Annotated in this window: 16 protein-coding genes; 5 read left to right on the plus strand and 11 right to left on the minus strand. The window is 38.5% G+C overall.

Features of this window, described 5'->3' with window-relative positions; all coding sequences use genetic code 11:
- Window positions 1-82: 82 nt before the first annotated feature.
- Together LB076_RS00240 and LB076_RS00245 are read right to left on the minus strand one after the other, a co-directional pair.
- Window positions 83-1444, minus strand: a complete 1362-nt coding sequence (locus tag LB076_RS00240) for a pyridoxal-phosphate dependent enzyme (RefSeq protein ID WP_066332767.1) — start codon at window positions 1442-1444, stop codon at window positions 83-85.
- Between the two features lie 181 nt (window positions 1445-1625).
- Complete coding sequence (locus tag LB076_RS00245; protein WP_066332646.1) at window positions 1626-3575, minus strand: putative porin; 1950 nt, start codon at window positions 3573-3575, stop codon at window positions 1626-1628.
- 178 nt (window positions 3576-3753) lie between these two features.
- Between LB076_RS00245 and LB076_RS00250 the strand changes: the two genes are divergently transcribed.
- Window positions 3754-4422, plus strand: a complete 669-nt coding sequence (locus LB076_RS00250; RefSeq protein WP_066332650.1) for a ribonuclease HII — start codon at window positions 3754-3756, stop codon at window positions 4420-4422.
- A gap of 63 nt (window positions 4423-4485) precedes the next feature.
- On the opposite strand, the gene LB076_RS00255 is transcribed toward LB076_RS00250, so the two are convergent.
- The 4 genes from LB076_RS00255 to LB076_RS00270 form a co-directional block, all read right to left on the minus strand.
- Window positions 4486-5457 carry a transporter family protein gene (locus LB076_RS00255; protein ID WP_066332652.1) on the minus strand — a complete coding sequence of 324 codons (972 nt, stop codon included), beginning with the start codon at window positions 5455-5457 and terminating at the stop codon, window positions 4486-4488.
- A gap of 4 nt (window positions 5458-5461) precedes the next feature.
- Window positions 5462-6505, minus strand: a complete 1044-nt coding sequence (locus tag LB076_RS00260; RefSeq protein ID WP_066332655.1) for a cytochrome-c peroxidase — start codon at window positions 6503-6505, stop codon at window positions 5462-5464.
- 76 nt (window positions 6506-6581) lie between these two features.
- The gene (locus LB076_RS00265; protein WP_066332658.1) at window positions 6582-7382 is read right to left on the minus strand and encodes an MbnP family protein; all 801 of its coding nucleotides are present in this window, start codon (window positions 7380-7382) and stop codon (window positions 6582-6584) included.
- Window positions 7383-7492: 110 nt separating this feature from the next.
- Window positions 7493-7867: a hypothetical protein gene (locus LB076_RS00270; protein ID WP_232505659.1), complete on the minus strand. Its 375-nt coding sequence runs from the start codon at window positions 7865-7867 to the stop codon at window positions 7493-7495.
- A gap of 125 nt (window positions 7868-7992) precedes the next feature.
- Between LB076_RS00270 and LB076_RS00275 the strand changes: the two genes are divergently transcribed.
- Window positions 7993-8406, plus strand: coding sequence for a hypothetical protein (locus LB076_RS00275; RefSeq protein ID WP_066332668.1), 414 nt, complete (start codon window positions 7993-7995; stop codon window positions 8404-8406).
- A gap of 42 nt (window positions 8407-8448) precedes the next feature.
- On the opposite strand, the gene hemL is transcribed toward LB076_RS00275, so the two are convergent.
- The 5 genes from hemL to LB076_RS00300 form a co-directional block, all read right to left on the minus strand.
- Complete coding sequence (gene hemL / locus LB076_RS00280; RefSeq protein WP_066332669.1) at window positions 8449-9735, minus strand: glutamate-1-semialdehyde 2,1-aminomutase; 1287 nt, start codon at window positions 9733-9735, stop codon at window positions 8449-8451.
- Window positions 9736-9759: 24 nt separating this feature from the next.
- Window positions 9760-10656, minus strand: coding sequence for a glucosaminidase domain-containing protein (locus tag LB076_RS00285; RefSeq protein WP_066332671.1), 897 nt, complete (start codon window positions 10654-10656; stop codon window positions 9760-9762).
- A complete protein-coding gene (locus tag LB076_RS00290; RefSeq protein ID WP_066332673.1) occupies window positions 10649-11545 on the minus strand; it encodes a 1-aminocyclopropane-1-carboxylate deaminase/D-cysteine desulfhydrase in 897 nt (298 codons plus the stop codon). Before LB076_RS00290 ends, LB076_RS00285 begins: the two co-directional genes overlap by 8 nt.
- Before the next feature lie 83 nt (window positions 11546-11628).
- The gene (locus LB076_RS00295) at window positions 11629-13425 is read right to left on the minus strand and encodes a T9SS type A sorting domain-containing protein (RefSeq protein WP_078055250.1); all 1797 of its coding nucleotides are present in this window, start codon (window positions 13423-13425) and stop codon (window positions 11629-11631) included.
- A 250-nt stretch (window positions 13426-13675) separates the two neighbouring features.
- A complete protein-coding gene (locus LB076_RS00300) occupies window positions 13676-14002 on the minus strand; it encodes a hypothetical protein (protein WP_066332676.1) in 327 nt (108 codons plus the stop codon).
- Window positions 14003-14156: 154 nt separating this feature from the next.
- Between LB076_RS00300 and LB076_RS13935 the strand changes: the two genes are divergently transcribed.
- The 3 genes from LB076_RS13935 (at window position 14157) to LB076_RS00310 (ending at window position 17088) form a co-directional block, all read left to right on the plus strand.
- Window positions 14157-14333 (plus strand): C1orf53 family protein, encoded by a 177-nt coding sequence (locus LB076_RS13935; RefSeq protein WP_176699274.1) that lies wholly within the window; start codon window positions 14157-14159, stop codon window positions 14331-14333.
- A gap of 143 nt (window positions 14334-14476) precedes the next feature.
- Window positions 14477-16513, plus strand: a complete 2037-nt coding sequence (hutU, locus tag LB076_RS00305) for a urocanate hydratase (RefSeq protein ID WP_066332678.1) — start codon at window positions 14477-14479, stop codon at window positions 16511-16513.
- A 35-nt stretch (window positions 16514-16548) separates the two neighbouring features.
- Window positions 16549-17088, plus strand: coding sequence for a DUF4136 domain-containing protein (locus LB076_RS00310; RefSeq protein WP_066332680.1), 540 nt, complete (start codon window positions 16549-16551; stop codon window positions 17086-17088).
- Window positions 17089-17303: the final 215 nt, after the last annotated feature.

Genomic DNA, 17303 nt, shown 5'->3' on the forward strand with positions numbered 1-17303 from the left:
ATGTAGCCGTTAAAAAAAAACGGATTTGCTGTTTTGGTATGTTTTTAGCAAAACAGCAAATCCGTGGGTATGTATATTACTGCTATTGGATAGATCCTATAATATCGTATTTTGTAATAATATGGTGTTTTCCGTTGCCTAAATCAATCAAAACAGCCGCATTGTCTCTGGTGAATAAAGGGGCTATAGCTTCAATTTTGGTTCCTTTGGCCACTATCGGAAATGGTTTTCCCATGATTTCTTTGATGGGTTTGTCTGCGGTATTTTTGTCTTGTAGGTAACTTTGGAACAAGTGAGATTCATCAAGCGAACCCACAAACCCAGTGGTATCTACAACTGGAATTTGAGATATTTTGTATTTGCGCATGCGTTCTATGGCGTGCGATACTAACTCCTCTGTGCGTACTACTATTAATGGTTTGTCTAGGTGTTCTTTGATAACGTCTTCGGCTTTGGTTATGGGCTCTTCTAGAAAACCTCTTTCGCGCATCCAATCATCATTGAACATTTTGCCTACATATCGGCTTCCGGAGTCATGGAAAAGCACTACTACGACGTCTTCGGGCTGAAAATGTTCTTGTAGTTGTAGGAGTCCCTTTACGGCTGCTCCTGCGGAGTTGCCTACAAAAATCCCTTCTTCGAGGGCTATCTTGCGGGTGTAGACTGCAGCGTCTTTATCGGTTACTTTTGTGAATCCGTCTATTAGAGAAAAATCTACGTTTTTGGGCAAAATGTCTTCTCCTATCCCTTCGGTTATGTACGAATATATTTCGTTTTCGTCAAAAATTCCGGTTTCGTGGTATTTTTTAAATACAGAACCGTAGGTGTCAATACCCCAGATTTTAATATTTGGGTTTTTTTCTTTTAAATATTTTCCGACTCCAGAGATGGTGCCTCCAGTCCCTACTCCTACCACAAAATGGGTTATTTTTCCTTTGGTTTGTTCCCAAATTTCGGGACCGGTTTGTTGGTAGTGGGCCAATGCATTGGATAGGTTATCGTATTGGTTTACGTACCAAGAGTTAGGCGTTTCGGTGGCTAATCTCTTGGATACCGAATAATAGGATCTTGGATCTGTGGGCTCTACATCTGTAGGACAAACCACTACCTTTGCGCCTACGGCTCTAAGGATGTCCATTTTTTCTTTGGATTGTTTGTCTGAGATTACACAGATCAGTTTATAGCCTCTAATGATGGCTACCAACGCTAGTCCCATACCGGTGTTTCCGGAGGTGCCTTCGATGATGGTGCCGCCTGGTTGTAAACGTCCGTCTGCTTCGGCATCTTCGATCATTTTGACTGCCATACGGTCTTTTACGGAGTTTCCTGGATTGAACGTTTCTACTTTTGCAAGTACTAAAGCGGCTACTTCTTGGGTTACTTTGTTTAATTTCACCAAAGGGGTGTTTCCTATTGTACCTAATATGTTTTCGGCGTATTGCATGCTGTTGTCTGTTTTATTGGTAAGATTGTGATAATTACTCCTGCAAAGATAGTATTTTGTTATAAAATACGTTTGTTTTTTAGCAGGCTGCGTTCGGGATAGTAGCGGCATCCTTTGCTTGCTTTCTTTAAGCAAGTAAAGATATAGCGGATAGCGCGAGAAAACGCCCAAATGAAATAGCTTAATTTAAGAAGTTCCAGACTAATCCAAAACGAATCATAAAATCATGGTATGGTTGGTTCGGGCTTGCATAAAAATTATTGCCGGTCAAGGAGGAGTTAAAATGTTCTGCTTTTAGGTAAATTCTGGTTCTTTGGATTTTTGCGTTGATAAAAAAATCTAAATTGGGGTAGTTGCCTATTTCTTTTTTATTTTGAACAAAAAACTCTCCTAGAATGGGGTTGTATGCGTTGGCTTGGTACTTGGTGAAGTAGTTTAGGGTAACTCCGGTTTGAAAAAACAAGGCTTTATCAAAAAGATAATCCGTGTAGTAAAGGGTGTTTCGGGTGACTAATTGGGGTACATTTAGTATGGCTTGTGGTTGGGTTACTTTTTGATACAAAAGGGTGTTGTCTAATGCTAGTTTTCCAAAAGTAAAGGCTTTGCTTGCTTTTATGCTAAGGTAGTTGATGGTGTTTTGGTATTGTTGGGGGGTTATTATTTGTTGGCTGGCATTGGTGGCGGTATTTGTAAAATACAAGTGGTCTTTTAGGGTTTTTAACTGTACTGTGGCGCTAACCCAGGCTGTGGTGGCATCTAGGGTTAGGGCGTTTATTTTTTCGGGGCTGAAGTCTTTGGACCAGTTGTAGCCTAGGTAGCTGCTTTGGTGCAAAATATAGTTGTCATTGGCCAGCTTATGGGTGTTTTGGTAGTGTAGCTTAAAGTGGTTTTGGGTGTCTAAATCGTATTGCAAAACGGCCTCTAGATTGGACATGGATTGTTTTGTCAGGGATTTTGAATACAAAATTTTGCTGGCCCATTGGTGTTTTTTGTAATCGTATTGTGTGCCTAGATTGTAGAGGTTTCTGTTCAAGGAGGCGGGTATGGTTTGTTGGTTTTTTATCAGAATTTGGTAATAGTAGTAGTTGCTCGTAAAATGGTCTGCAAAAAGTTGCAGGCTACCCAAAGTGCGGTTTTGGTAGGTCAGTCCGGCTTTGTTGTACATTTTGTTATAATGGGTCTGGTCGTTGATGCCGCTATTGGTATAGGTGTCTCCAAAACGGTATACGGTGGTGGTTCCTACCTTGGATGCAACATTGGCTTGGTTGAACTCAAAAAATTTGTTTTCATAATTAAACTGGTGCCCAAGGTAGAGGTTGTTGGCTCCTTTGTTGGCGTTGAGTTGAAAAAAATGATCTATAAATAGGCGTTTGCCTTTTAGAAAAGATTTGGCATCGGTAAAGTAAACTTGTAATTTTTCTCGGTTAGCATAGGTGGGATCTTTGCTTTCAAAGTCCAAAAGGGTAGTAATGCCACCGTTTTCTTGATTTAAAATATCTTGGTAGGTGTAATGTGCATTGGCATAATAACGTTGGTTTAGGGTATTGTAACTTGCGGTAAATCTAAAATTACCGGTACTTGCAAGTTGGTTTATATACCTTCCTTGGGATCGTAACCCTTTGTATGCTATTGAAAGATTAAGCCTTGGATTTAAATTTAGGGTAAAAAAAGCGTCTAAGGACTGCCCTTTTTGCATTACGGTTTTAAAGTATAGCTCCGTTAGGGGTGTCGCTACAGAATTGTAGGTTATGTCTTGCGCTTCTAGAAAATTAAAATGCTTGGCTTTGAAACCAAATTCTGGATAAGCAGTGGTTTTCTCTAAACCATAGTGTAGGGTATTGTAGGTTTGTCCTTCGTTAGAAAATGCTAACAGACCAAAATTGTCTTTACGCAGATAATTAAAACGGTATTCTTTTTGAATGGTCAAAGAAGTATCTAAATAAGTGGTATCGCGTTCGATGTTTATAAAACGGTATTGGTCTATTGTAGGGGTTTTTGGAGAGGCATTTGGATCTAAAGAAGGTGCATTTGCTTGGCTTTCGGGTTTAGAACTGGATGGTTTTTCTGACACAACCTGAGATAACACAAGTGTCGGAATTAGGAGTATATAGATATAAAGAAGGGTTCTCATTTAGATAAAGATATAATTACAAGCTGTTTTTTAATTACAAATAACCTCCACAAAGGTAAAGGATACAAACGTATAAAAAAACAGAATAAATACCCTCAATAAATAATGGCTATCTGCTCTTAAAAATAGAGTACTATTGTAAAAAAATGACAATCTTTGTGGTCTTAAAACCTTAGCCATGCTCAAAAAAAAGTATTCTTCTTTTGTCTTAGAGGCCGGAGCTGACGAAGCCGGACGCGGTTGCCTTGCGGGTCCAGTAACTGCAGCAGCGGTAATAATGCCTGCTGATTTTGAAAATACTTATTTAAAGGACAGTAAAAAACTCTCTGAAAAAATACGTCAAAAATTACGACCCATTATTGAACAACAGGCTGTATGCTTTGCGGTATCGCATCTGGAACCTTTAGAAATTGACCAAATCAATATCTTAAATGCTTCTATAAAAGCAATGCAAGAAAGTGTGTTGCAATTGCATCCAAAACCAGAATACGTGATTGTGGATGGCAATAGTGCTTTTATCCAAAAAAAATGGCAGCAAAATAGTTCTGGCAAAATTTTTACCCTTACGGAAAAAGAATGGCTTGCTTCTATCCCTAATCAATGCATCATCCAAGGAGATGCTAAATACCAGAGTATTGCAGCGGCTTCGGTGCTTGCAAAAACGTATCGGGATGCATATATGGAACGGATTCATGAGGAATTTCCGATGTATAACTGGAAACAAAACAAAGGCTACCCTACCAAAGAACACCGAGAAGCTATCCGAAAATATGGCGTGACTAAATACCACCGAATGACTTTCAGACTGCTACCCGAACAACTAAAAATAGCTTTTGAGGTGCTCTAAAAGCAAAAAATCTCCAAAAACAAAGCCTGTTTTTGGAGATTTAGAAACTGTAGTCTAATGCTATTATAAACTGTAGTTTAAATGGACACTCCAACGGGAATTTGCTTCCATGTTGCCATTGGATAAATTTTGACTTAAAGGCAACATGCCATTGAGTCCTAATGAAAATTTGTCTTTGCCAATCTCTAAACCAAATTTGCTAAAAAGTACGTCTCCTGCTGTATCGTGGACCTTTTGTCCGTGTTGTTTATTGGTTTCATAAACCTCTCCAGCCACTCCAAATTGGGGCACTACTTGTATGTTTTGGGCAGTAAACAAATAAAATAGAGTGCTGCTGTAATTTAATTGGTTACCAAACTGGTATTTTTTTTCGTTCTCTGTCTTTAGGTTGTAGTTAACCATGGTATTGAGTCCTAATTTTTTCTTTTTGACCACATACTCTGCTAGCAATAGGTAATCCCAACTACCAGTACCTAATTGAAAACTTTGATTAACAGTGCCCCGATTATTTGCCTCACTAAATTTTCCGGTTGGCATTTTTAGACCACCACCTATTTGCAGGTTGTGATCCAATAGGGTGCTGTCTTTTTGGGTTTGGTAAACCAAATAGGTTGCCATCAGAGTCATATCTCCTAGACCACTAATCTTTTCGGTACCTGCCGTTAAGGCTCTATTATGAAAATGATAAGGAATCAAGGCTGCTACCTTTATTTTGTTAGTCACCGGAATTTTGCCCCAAATTTGGGTGGTGTTGAAATCTTCGGCAATCCAAGGAGAGTTTGCAAAAATACCGTCTCTGCTAGAATAGCTTTGATTAAAATAACGTACACCTACAAAATTTTTATTCAACATGGAGCTAAACCCCATACTTCCACCACTTGCAGAACACCCACAAGCATCACAATCCATCCGAAGGGCCGATTCTAATTGCATTTTTTGAAAGCTAAATCTAAAAATGCTATCCTTGACAACTGCAGCACTAGATATCTGAAAAGACAAAAGAGCAAACAAACATAGTATTATTGGGTTTTTCATGGTATTAAAATTCTGAAAATCGTTTATCGGTAAGATATTGATAATCGGTTAAGGTATTTAAAAAAGCGATCAATTGCTCTTTATCGGTTTCTGAAAGCGTAATTCCTAATTTTCCGTTTTGTTTTAAAATAGGATCTAAAGTTGCTCCATCTACTACCGCTGTGCTATAATGATTCAGTACTGAGGCTAAGCTACCAAAACGGCCATCATGCATATAAGGAGCTGTTACTGCCACATTACGCAAACTGGGCACTTTAAATTTGTAGTAATCAGTTGCTTGCTCCGTTACTCTATAACGTCCTACATCATTGATTAGAGGGTTAATTGCCAAGCCATTGTTTCTAAAAGAATCATCTGTCATTAAATCCGTTGCATGGCATGAGGCACATTTATTTTTAAAAATAGTATATCCCGCCATTTCTTCCTTGGTAAGGGTTCCTCCGGCTTCATTGCGTCTGTAATGGTCAAATTTAGAATTAGACGAGGTAAGCATAACCATAAATTGAGACAGCGCCTTGAGCATGTTCTCTATCGAAACAGCACCATCTTTAAAGGAAACTTTAAACAATTCACGGTAGTTTGGATCCGCCTTCATCATGGCAAGAATGCGGTTTAGATCGCCATTCATCTCTACGGTGCTGGTCAAAGGAATTATGGGTTGCAAATCCAGATGGCTTGTTGCTCCGTCATACATATAAATACGTTGGTACGCCATGTTTTGAATTGCTGGAGCATTCCGGATACCTAAAGCATTGTCCACACCATGACTAACAGTATGTCCGTGGTGAGTAAACGCATTTTCTTGTAGGTGACAAAACCCACACGATACCAATCCATCGGAAGCCAAACGGCCATCATAAAATAATTTTTTGCCCAACTCAAACCCTTTTTCAGTTGGAGGATTTGCAGCAATATCGTAAGCCAAATTTGGAAAATTGGATGGCACCGAAAAATCCAACGGCAGGTTTATATACTTAGCGTCTTGGTCCGAATCTGAGCAATTAATCAATATAGGGAATACTAGCCAAAGAAAATGTTTTATTTTCATGGTTCTAAATTTAAAAAAGAGCACCAGAGTGTTGCTCCTATCTGGTTAGCACTACTCGGATGCCCCTTAAATGAAATTAATCGTTATGTACGTGGTCTACACTAAACATAGTAGCTACGTTTTGAGTGATTAGAGGCAGTTTAGCACCTCCCATAATCATTGCGCCAGTTCCATTAGGATTGTTATCGGATAGTTGGATGGTATTGGTGCTGTTTAACACCTTGGCCAAATCTGCAATAATGTGGATTTGTGGCGTAATAGCCCCGCGTACTAATGCCTTAGATTTTAAATCCAGAGCAACCGTTGTGTAGTTATAATCCGTTCCGGTTTGTCCGGTATGAATTTTAAAAGGCAGTGGTTGCGCAACGGTTGCAGAAGTAAAGTTTCCTTCAAATGCCACAAATTTATAGCCCGCAGACCAGCTCCACATCATGCTCGAGGCTTGGGCTTGCGCCAAAAAATCACCTTGTCCGTCTGCACCCAATTTCCATTGTTCTTTGTCTACTCCTATACCAAAACTAACTTTAATGTAGTTTGCTGCTGGCACATTTTTTAGCGCAATTACATGACTAGCGGCAGTGGCTTCGTCTACAATAAAATAACTTTGATTTTTGGGATACGTAAAGGTAGTTCCATCTTCTTTGGTTAGTACCACATTGCTAATTATGTATTTTGCAGTAGTAATTTTAAGAACTTCGTTACTTGCCGTTACATTTGCCTGCGATCCTAGAATCAAATTATCGCCCTTAAAACTGTTATCAAATTCTAAGGCCAAAGTACCGGTTCCAGAAACAGTTTCTTCCTCTTTTGGAGAACAGGCGGCAAGTGTGGTGCTCAATACCAAAACAGCAAGAGCTTTATATACTAAATTTTTCATTTTTATAATTGGTGTATTTATTTTTTACTAATTTTTTAAAATAAGTTGCGCACAGATACCTACCCTTAGGCTTTTGCCAAAGAGAAGTAGACACAACAATAAAAAGAGAATTAAAAAATAAAAAGGGGCGGACGAAAAATACTAGTACTCCTTAAGTGCGAGTACCAATTAGTGTATCTAGAATTTAGGGTATAATCCTTTTGGTTCTGAAAAAGCAAAAAAGAAAAAGAATCTACATTGGTAATAAAAAGATCTACCAAAGAGGGTGTATTTTGTTTTTTATTGGATGAAATAGATTTATCTTCCTGGGTTGTTTTTGCCAGTTCTTGCATTAAGTGGCATTTTCCGTTACATTTAAGTTCTGGTTTTGCTTTATTAATACACAGAACTTGTGAAATATAATCATAATTAACCACGTAATCTACAACCGGAAATAGTGGTTTTAGAAACAAAACTAAGAGGATTATGACTGCATATTTTTTCACACCGCAAAGATATAACTCCTTTTTGAATTTTAGCTGATAAATATCATTTTGGTTGTTTTTTTGTTAAGTATTAAACCTTTGACTAAATTTATAGTCTTACTGTAATAACCTATAAAAAAAGTACCATGAAAAAATTAATTCTTCTTGCATTAATAACGGTTAGTTTAACCGCTTTTGCGCAAAACAAAAGAGCCATGCATCCAAAAGGGGACGTAGAGCGTTTTACTCCTGAGCAAAAAAACGAAGTACTCCTAAAAAAACTTACCCTCGAACTCGATCTGGACTCCAAACAACAACAAGAAATCAAAACCATTCTTGCCGAAAGAAGCACGCAAAGAAATGCCCGAATGCAAAACAAACCAAAGCCTACAGACAGACCTACTGCCGAAGAACGATTGGCATCAAAAAACAAAATGTTGGACGAAAAAATTGCTTTGAAAACAAAAATGAAACGCATTTTGTCTCCAGACCAATACAATAAATGGGAAGAAAAAAACGAAAGAAACAAAAGAAGAAAACACGATAAAATGTCCCAATAATAAAAAACTTCCGGTTTAAAAGCCGGAAGTTTTTTGTTTATATTAAAAAGTTTTGCTCACTTTGTCTACAGCAGCAATAGTAAAATCTAAATCCTCATACGTAAGCGCATCCGTGATAAACCAAGTCTCGTAAGCAGACGGCGCTATATAAACTCCTTCTTGCAACAAACCATGAAAGAATTTTTTGAAAGTAGCATTATCACCCTTAGCTGCAGATTGAAAATCTACCACAGGGTTCGCATCAAAATGTACCGAAATCATAGATCCAATACTATTGGTGGTAAAAACGACCTGGTTGGCGGTAAGCACTTTTTCTATACCTGCGCGTAAATAGGCTGTTTTTTGAGCTAATCTATCAAAAATAGCCGCATCGTTATTTAAGGTCTGTAACATCGCTAGTCCTGCTGCCATTGCCAATGGATTTCCGGACAAGGTTCCGGCTTGATACACCGGCCCTAGAGGTGCTAGATAATCCATTATTTCATTACGTGCTGCAAAGGCGCCCACTGGCAAGCCGCCTCCGATTACTTTTCCAAAACAAACCAAATCTGCTTGGATACCAAATAGTTCTTGCACACCTCCTTTGGCTAACCTAAAACCAGTCATTACCTCATCAAAGATTAGTAAAATTCCGTGTGCGGTACATAATGTTCTCAAACCTTCTAAAAAATCTTTTTGAGGAGGAATACATCCCATATTTCCGGCTACTGGTTCCAAAATAATAGCCGCAATTTCGTTTGGATTGGCCTTAATTAATGTTTCAACATTAGTCAAATCATTATACGTAGCAAGTAAAGTATCTTTGGCGGTTCCGGCGGTTACACCAGGACTATTAGGAGATCCAAAGGTCACGGCGCCACTACCGGCTTGGATCAAAAAAGAATCCGAATGCCCATGGTAGCACCCTGCAAATTTTATTATTTTGTCTCTCTTAGTATAGCCACGAGCCAAACGTACGGCACTCATACAAGCCTCTGTACCTGAGTTTACAAAACGTATTTTATCTACATTAGGAACCATCTGTACTGCCAAGGCAGCAATTTGAGTTTCTAACTCCGTAGGCATTCCAAACGACGTTCCTAATTTAGCTTTCTCAATAACAGCTTGTACTACTGGCTCAAAAGCATGACCCAAAATCATAGGCCCCCATGAATTGATGTAATCTATCAAACGGTTTCCGTCTGCATCATACAAGTAAGCTCCTTTTGCTCGTTCTACAAAAATAGGAGTTCCTCCTACGGCTTTAAAAGCTCTTACGGGAGAGTTTACTCCTCCTGGTATTACTTTTTCCGCTTCAGCAAAAAGCTGACTACTTCTTTGGTATCGCATTCTATTTGGTGTTTTTGGATATAATTAATTTACAATGAGTTTTTGCCCTATAGAAATCGTATTTTCTAAAAGATTGTTTTTTTGCTTTAGAGCCGTAATTGGCACTTGGTATTTTTTAGAAATAGAATACAGCGTATCGCCTTTTTGCACCTCATGATACACTGCATTTGGATCATACACCATAGCACTGTTGTTAATTCTGATTGCTGTGTTGTTCTCCGTAGGAATGTAATTATTCCCGAGCACAAAAGCATCATACTGTCCTAAATCATACCGTTCTATATACGATATTAATTTTTCTGGATAACGCGGATCTGTAGCATATCCGGCTTGCCTGAGCCCTTTGGCCCAAGAACGAAAATCATCTTTATCTAAAGAAAACAAATTAGAATAACGGCTTCTTCCGGTCAAAAACAACGAATGGTCTTTGAAGGATTCTGCGGCTTCGGTATATTTTCTAAAACATTCTTGACTTGCATCGTCATCATGCCTTACACTATCTCCAGTCCAACCAGTATGGCATTTTATCCCAAAATGATTGTTAGCCGTTTGTGCTAAATCACCCCTTCCGGCTCCCGATTCTAAAATACCTTGCGCCAAAATTATACTTGCCGGAATTCCGTACGTTTTCATATTATTCATGGCAATGTTTTTGTACTGCAAGATATAATCTCCTATAACATCATTAGATACAACAGTTCTAGAAGTCGATTGAATGACTTCTGTATGGGTGTTTTTTTGAGCTGTCCTCTGTGGGCTTCTGGATGGCGTTTGTCTGGTGCTAGTATGGGTTCTAACATTCCTTGTTACTGGTTTTTTTGCGGATGCAGCTGCTGTTTTTGTAGTCTTTATTGGTGACTTTGTTGCAGTACAACTCATTAAAGTCACTAGGGTTAAAACAAGAATAATTTTTTTAAACATGGCTCTCTATTAGGGGTAATTGTTTGTTTTTTAATGTATTGTTCATTCCTTGTATTCCTTGTAATCCTCCGGTATGAATTAATAAAATTTTGGATTCTGGCGGAAAATAGTTGTTTTGAATCCTTTCTATAACGCCAAAAAACAACTTTCCGGTATAAATGGGATCTAACGGAATGTTATTTTCTTTAAAAAATTGGTTTATAAAATGTATTAATGCTTCGTTTACCTTTGCATACCCTCCAAAATGGTATTCTTCAATTAATTCCCAATTGTTTTTTTTTGCAAAAATACAAATTTCATCCTGTAAAAACGCGCCTTTGAGAGCCGGAAATCCTAAAACTTTTTGATGCGGCAAACTACTATTGATAATTCCAGAGATGGTACCTCCGGTGCCTACAGCGCAACAGATATAATCAAAAGCGGCATCCTCTTGTGTCAAAATTTCTTGGCACCCCTCTACTGCCAACGCATTGGTGCCTCCTTCAGGAATAAGATAAAAATCGCCCCATTTGGCTTGTAATTGGGCTATAAACTCTGCAGAATTTTTATTTCGATATGCTTCTCTTGAAACAAATTCTAGCTGCATACCGCAAGCTTGAGCAAACACTAAGGTAGGGTTTTGTGCTATCTTGTCTCGCAACTCATCTCCTCTAATAATACCAATACTTTGCAGGCCGCTCTCTTGAGCTGCATAGGCAACAGCAGCAATGTGGTTAGAAAAAGCGCCGCCAAAGGTAAGCAAACACCCTTTGTTTTCTTTTTCGGCTTGCAGCAAATTATACTTGAGTTTTCGGAATTTATTGCCCGAAACATACGGATGAATTAAATCTTCGCGTTTGACCGTTACGGTAATACCCAAGGGAAAGGAGGTGGTTATTTGTTGATTCAACTTTTTTTACAAAGATAAAACTTATAAACAAAAAAATGCAATCCATTTAAAGATTACATTTTTTGGAGATTGTTTTAAATAGCTTAATTATGGATACTAATTTTTTGAGTGCTACGGATTTTATCTTTGGTTTCCAACTGAACAATATAAATCCCATCACTCCATCCTGAGCTAGAAAAAGTATAGTTTAAATCCGCTCCCAATTTGGTTTTACTAAAAACAAGTTTTCCTACAATATCATATACCGCGCAAGAAACAAGTTCTTTTTGAAGCGGATTATTAATCGTAATGTTTTTAGTTTCGTTGTTTTGATACATTACAAAATCTTGTTTTGCAAGCTCATTCACCGCTAAAACCCGATCCGTCTTGAAGGTAATTTCAAACTGGGTTTTATTTACACCTGCGGGCAATACCACCTCAAAAAAATTCTCTTTAATATCCAAATACGTATCGGCTATTTTATCATGCAAATAAACCGCATCTAGTTGGTCTAGGTTAAGAATTTGATTTACGCTAATTTTAAAATTGGCCTGCATATTGTTAGAAAACTCCAGCGGAATTTTTTTGTCTAAATCAAACGGTAGTGCATTAACTACTAGCTCATTATCGGCTACTACAAAACAAACATCTGCCACCACATTTAAACCTGCTGGCGCTGCATCCATGGCATGGTCCATACCGTCGGTAGCATTTGGCGCAAATGCGAGTACTATTTGACGCACTCCTTGGTTGTTTAGCAAAGCATTAAACCGGATTTGTGGTGTTATCGCATCGGCGATGGCGGTATCTGTAGCATTCTTTTTTGGGGTTTTGTTTGCGTTGGCATTTCTTTCAAATTCAGACAGATTGGCTTTGGCCTCCTTTACATACTTTCGGTAACTATTTTTCATTTCTACCACACCATCAGCACTACCTCGGATCATAAAGCCTTGTCCAATTGGGGCAAATTTTCTTTCATAAACAGCTCCCATACCAGTTGCAGCAACAGGATTTCCATACCCATCATAAGAATAAAAAGTAGCAGGTGTGTAGACACCGTTACCCGAACCTCCCATGGGAGAATAAGTACCGTAGCCCCCCAAATAATTAGCAATATAATGAGATGCATTGGTTTTATCTTGCTCCCAGTAGTAGGCAATACCTGTTGAATTAGTAGCATCCGTTAAAAATGCTGCCAAATCAATTGCTGAGGGATATGGGTTTCCGGTAAGGACCAGTTGATCCAACAAAACAGGAATAGCTATGGTTCCATCATTGGGTTTTCCTCTAAAGTCATACCGTTGTTTGGCACCAGGATTGTTTTGTACCCCATTAACGGTGTTGGTATTGGTACCTGAGGTTCCTTTCATGGTAAATCCTTCGCCCGCTTGTAGCGTATTGCTAGAACCTACAAATACCCAATTGGAACTTGTTGAAGGGAGTTTCCAAATCCAGTAAGGTGCTATTGCTAACGGCGAAGCAGTTCCGTCATAGTTATTAGAAGCCAAAATAGTCACCGGAGTACTGTTTGTTACAGAAGCCACATCCATTAATTGGGTAATTGTAAAGCCAGAATTTCCTGCCGTAGCCACATTGCCTCCTACAGGAGAGCACCAGTAATTATATTGGTAATTATCACTACTACCCTCTTGGTAAACCGATAGACTTCCGAGTCCTTGGTTGGCACTCAAGGCAGGAGTGGCTTGTACTAATTGCCCATCTTTTCTTAAATAAAAATGGCTAGTAGCCGCATTTAATTCTAAAGCTTGCTGGATATAAACTACTTGATTGCTAACATAAACGCTACTATTTGGGCTAACAAACATTTGAGAACTTGCCGCCGAAACTACAAACAGAAATGGTAAAAGCAGGTACATTGAAGGAGGTAAATTTGTTTTCATAAGCGTAAAATATTTAGTTTACTTAAATTATTTTAATGTTAGAAACCATTCCAAAAAAACTACCCTAAAAAAACAAAAATGCTTCTTTATTGGGTTCTACTAATTTACAAATAATAAACCCAAAAAAATAAAAACACCCAGATAAAGAACGTATTTAAGAGACAAAAAGCATGTTTTTAAAATAAAAATACTATTTATCTTACTTTTTTAATACAAAAAAAATATAATTTCTCTTTTATTTATTCTTTTATTACAAATACTTTAAAAATTCTAAAAATTTTCTGTTTTTTAAGTAATTAAGATCCGTTTCATTACGATATGCCTCTCGTTCAAAACTAAGGTTCAAATAAGCCAATTCCGCATTTTTGTATTGCAGCAATCGAAACAAAAACTCAAACAAATACCAAACAAAAAAAGGAATGATCAGCAAATCCGTCTGTTGGCGTAAATGTATTTTTTCGTGGTTGACAAAAACAGCATCTCCCTTATCTAATTTGCATTTTACAAATACAAAAGGATACATAGTCCATCCTCTAAACCCTTTGGGCACCATCCATTTTACAAACACTAAAAACATACTATTACTTTAAATTTCAGGACTAAATGTACTAAAAAATCCAACATTCTTTCCATTAAATAAATCCGGATACTACGGTACATTGCGTATAAAAGTATAAATTTGTAGGTAGAAACTTCTTTAAAAAAAATAACCAGCCGTTTTATATACCATCATGCCAGAACCAGAGAATCAAAACAAAGTAACCCAAGGAGAGGATTTTTACTACACGCCCGAAGGCTACAAATGTTTTACAGAAAAATACCATTTAAAAAGAGGGTATTGTTGCAAGAATGGTTGCCGTCATTGTCCGTATGGATATGATAAAAAAACCGGGGATTTTAAAAAATAAAAATGGATAGTTTTTCGCAAAAATTTAGGATTGCTATTTACAAATCCTATCATCGGTCGGATATTCGTTATCCTTAACCCTCTTAAAAACAATACCTAAAAAGGCAAGAGGCTTACTAATTATGCACCCAAAACACCCACTACATGAATCCGAAATCTAATTCCATCCCAAACACTACTTTTTCAGACACCGACAAAGCCCTTTTTAAAGAACAAATCCAGCAGGGCATTCCGGCAATATTGCCACAACCAAAACCCTTTGAGTCCAACATAAATCATGCACCCAAACGAAAAGAAATTTTGAGTGCGGACGAAAAAAAACTAGCCCTACGCAATGCCCTACGCTATTTTGACCCCAAAGACCATGCGGAGTTGTTGCCCGAATTTAGAGCGGAGCTAAACAACTATGGCCGTATTTATATGTACCGCCTTCGTCCGGATTACCAAATGCGAGCCCGCCCCATAGACGAATATCCAGGCCAATGCCAGCAAGCCAAAGCCATTATGCTAATGATACAAAACAATTTGGACTATGCCGTAGCCCAGCATCCGCATGAGTTAATTACTTATGGAGGTAATGGTGCCGTGTTTCAAAACTGGGCACAATACCTTCTGACCATGCAGTACCTCAGCCAAATGACCGAAGACCAAACCCTGACCATGTATTCGGGACATCCAATGGGATTATTCCCTTCGCATAAAGAAGCACCAAGAGTAGTGGTTACCAACGGAATGGTTATTCCGAATTATTCCCAACCAGATGATTTAGAAAAAATGAATGCCTTGGGCGTATCCCAATACGGACAAATGACTGCCGGAAGTTATATGTACATTGGACCACAAGGCATCGTACACGGAACTACAATTACGGTTCTAAATGGTTTTAGAAAAATCAAAAAAACACCCCAAGGCAGTTTGTTTGTGACCTCTGGATTAGGCGGCATGAGTGGCGCACAACCCAAAGCTGGAAATATTGCGGGATGCATCACCATTTGCGCCGAGGTAAATCCCAAAATGACACACATTCGTCAGAGTCAAGGTTGGATTAACGAAGTTATTGAAAACTTAGACCAATTGGTTAGCAGAGTTACTTTGGCCAAAGCCAATAACGAAGTGGTATCTCTTGCTTATCTTGGCAATGTGGTAGATGTCTGGGAAAAACTAGACCAAGAAAACATCCATATAGACCTAGGAAGCGACCAAACCTCACTACATAACCCTTGGGCTGGCGGCTATTATCCGGTAGGTATTAGTTTTGAAGAAGCCAATACCATGATGGCTCAAAATCCTGAGTTGTTCAAACAAAAAGTACAAGAAAGCCTACGCCGTCATACGGATGCCATTAATAAACACACCGCCAAAGGAACCTATTTCTTTGACTACGGAAATGCTTTTTTGCTAGAAGCTTCGCGCGCTGGTGCCGCTATTATGGCCAAAAACGCTGTCGATTTTAAATACCCAAGCTACGTGCAAGACATCATGGGGCCTATGTGTTTTGACTATGGATTTGGTCCTTTTAGATGGGTTTGTGCCTCCGGAAAACCAGAGGATTTACAAAAAACAGATACTCTAGCTTGTGCCGTTCTAGAAGAAATGGCCAAAACAGCCCCTACCGAAATTCAGCAGCAAATGCAGGACAACATCACCTGGATCAAAGGCGCACAGGCCAACCAACTAGTGGTAGGTTCACAGGCCCGAATATTATATGCTGATGCCCAAGGACGCGTAAAAATTGCCGAAGCATTCAATCAGGCTATAGCCAAAGGACACATAGGCCCAGTTATATTAGGCCGAGACCACCATGATGTATCCGGAACAGACTCCCCATACAGAGAAACTGCCAACATCTATGACGGCTCGCGATACACTGCAGATATGGCAATACAAAATGTAATTGGAGATAGTTTTCGAGGCGCCACTTGGGTATCTATCCACAATGGCGGTGGCGTAGGCTGGGGAGAAGTAATTAACGGCGGATTTGGTATGGTTCTTGATGGATCTAAAGAAGCATCAAAACGCTTAGCATCAATGCTTTTCTGGGATGTCAACAACGGTATTTCAAGAAGAAGTTGGGCCCGAAATGAAGGAGCTATTTTTGCTATAAAAAGAGCCATGGAAAACGAACCTTTATTAAAAGTAACCTTGCCAAATAGTGTTGCAGATGCTTTATTAGATTTCTAAAACACAAACCCACTTTAACACAAACCCTACGAATTATGAAAGCAATCAAACTTTTTTCGTTAGTATTTATTTTGCTACTAGGATCTTGCAGCAGCATTAGAGTAAATGCAGACTATGATACTCAGGCAGATTTTAGTAAATACAAAACCTATGCCTTCCATAAAAAAGGTATAGACAAAGTGCCCATTTCAGAATTTGACAAAAAAAGAATTCTGCGTGCCATTGATCAAGAACTCAGCAAAAAAGGAATGACAAAAAGTGAAAATCCAGATTTATTAATAAACATCCTTACCAAAGAAAGAGAAAAACTAGAAGTAAGCCAATTTAACGCCACTTGGGGATATGGATGGGGATTTGGATGGAATCCTTACCTATGGGGAGGCCGCAATTACGTAAGTTCCTCGACCGAAGGCACGCTATACATTGACCTAATTGACGCCCAAAAACAAGAATTAGTCTGGGAAGGAGAAGGCGTGGGCTATTTAACCGAAAACAGAGCCAACAAAGAAGCCATAATTACCGATTTTGTAACCAAAATTCTAGCACAATACCCGCCTTTGCCCTCAAAAAAATAGTTTTTTTAAATCCCCTCCTATCCAAAAAAATACTACATTTGTTATCTTAAAAAACACCAACCATGAACCATTTATTACGTATTATTTGCACTACTAGTATTATTTTACAATAACAGCGAGGGCAGCTATAAATACTTATTTTACGATACATTTATGAAACCTCCCATCAACAGGAGGTTTTTTTAATGCCAAAAAACAACCAAACAGAAAAACAA

The sequence above is a fragment of the Flavobacterium crassostreae genome (assembly GCF_001831475.1).
Lineage (GTDB): Bacteria > Bacteroidota > Bacteroidia > Flavobacteriales > Flavobacteriaceae > Flavobacterium > Flavobacterium crassostreae.

Bases quoted from the DNA above. Each gene is read 5' to 3' on its own strand.
- LB076_RS00240 (WP_066332767.1), bottom strand. From the start codon at position 1,444: ATGCAATACGCCGAAAACATATTAGGTACAATAGGAAACACCCCTTTG.
- LB076_RS00245 (WP_066332646.1), bottom strand. From the start codon at position 3,575: ATGAGAACCCTTCTTTATATCTATATACTCCTAATTCCGACACTTGTG.
- LB076_RS00250 (WP_066332650.1), top strand. From the start codon at position 3,754: ATGCTCAAAAAAAAGTATTCTTCTTTTGTCTTAGAGGCCGGAGCTGAC.
- LB076_RS00255 (WP_066332652.1), bottom strand. From the start codon at position 5,457: ATGAAAAACCCAATAATACTATGTTTGTTTGCTCTTTTGTCTTTTCAG.
- LB076_RS00260 (WP_066332655.1), bottom strand. From the start codon at position 6,505: ATGAAAATAAAACATTTTCTTTGGCTAGTATTCCCTATATTGATTAAT.
- LB076_RS00265 (WP_066332658.1), bottom strand. From the start codon at position 7,382: ATGAAAAATTTAGTATATAAAGCTCTTGCTGTTTTGGTATTGAGCACC.
- LB076_RS00275 (WP_066332668.1), top strand. From the start codon at position 7,993: ATGAAAAAATTAATTCTTCTTGCATTAATAACGGTTAGTTTAACCGCT.
- hemL (WP_066332669.1), bottom strand. From the start codon at position 9,735: ATGCGATACCAAAGAAGTAGTCAGCTTTTTGCTGAAGCGGAAAAAGTA.
- LB076_RS00285 (WP_066332671.1), bottom strand. From the start codon at position 10,656: ATGTTTAAAAAAATTATTCTTGTTTTAACCCTAGTGACTTTAATGAGT.
- LB076_RS00295 (WP_078055250.1), bottom strand. From the start codon at position 13,425: ATGAAAACAAATTTACCTCCTTCAATGTACCTGCTTTTACCATTTCTG.
- LB076_RS00300 (WP_066332676.1), bottom strand. From the start codon at position 14,002: ATGTTTTTAGTGTTTGTAAAATGGATGGTGCCCAAAGGGTTTAGAGGA.
- LB076_RS13935 (WP_176699274.1), top strand. From the start codon at position 14,157: ATGCCAGAACCAGAGAATCAAAACAAAGTAACCCAAGGAGAGGATTTT.
- hutU (WP_066332678.1), top strand. From the start codon at position 14,477: ATGAATCCGAAATCTAATTCCATCCCAAACACTACTTTTTCAGACACC.
- LB076_RS00310 (WP_066332680.1), top strand. From the start codon at position 16,549: ATGAAAGCAATCAAACTTTTTTCGTTAGTATTTATTTTGCTACTAGGA.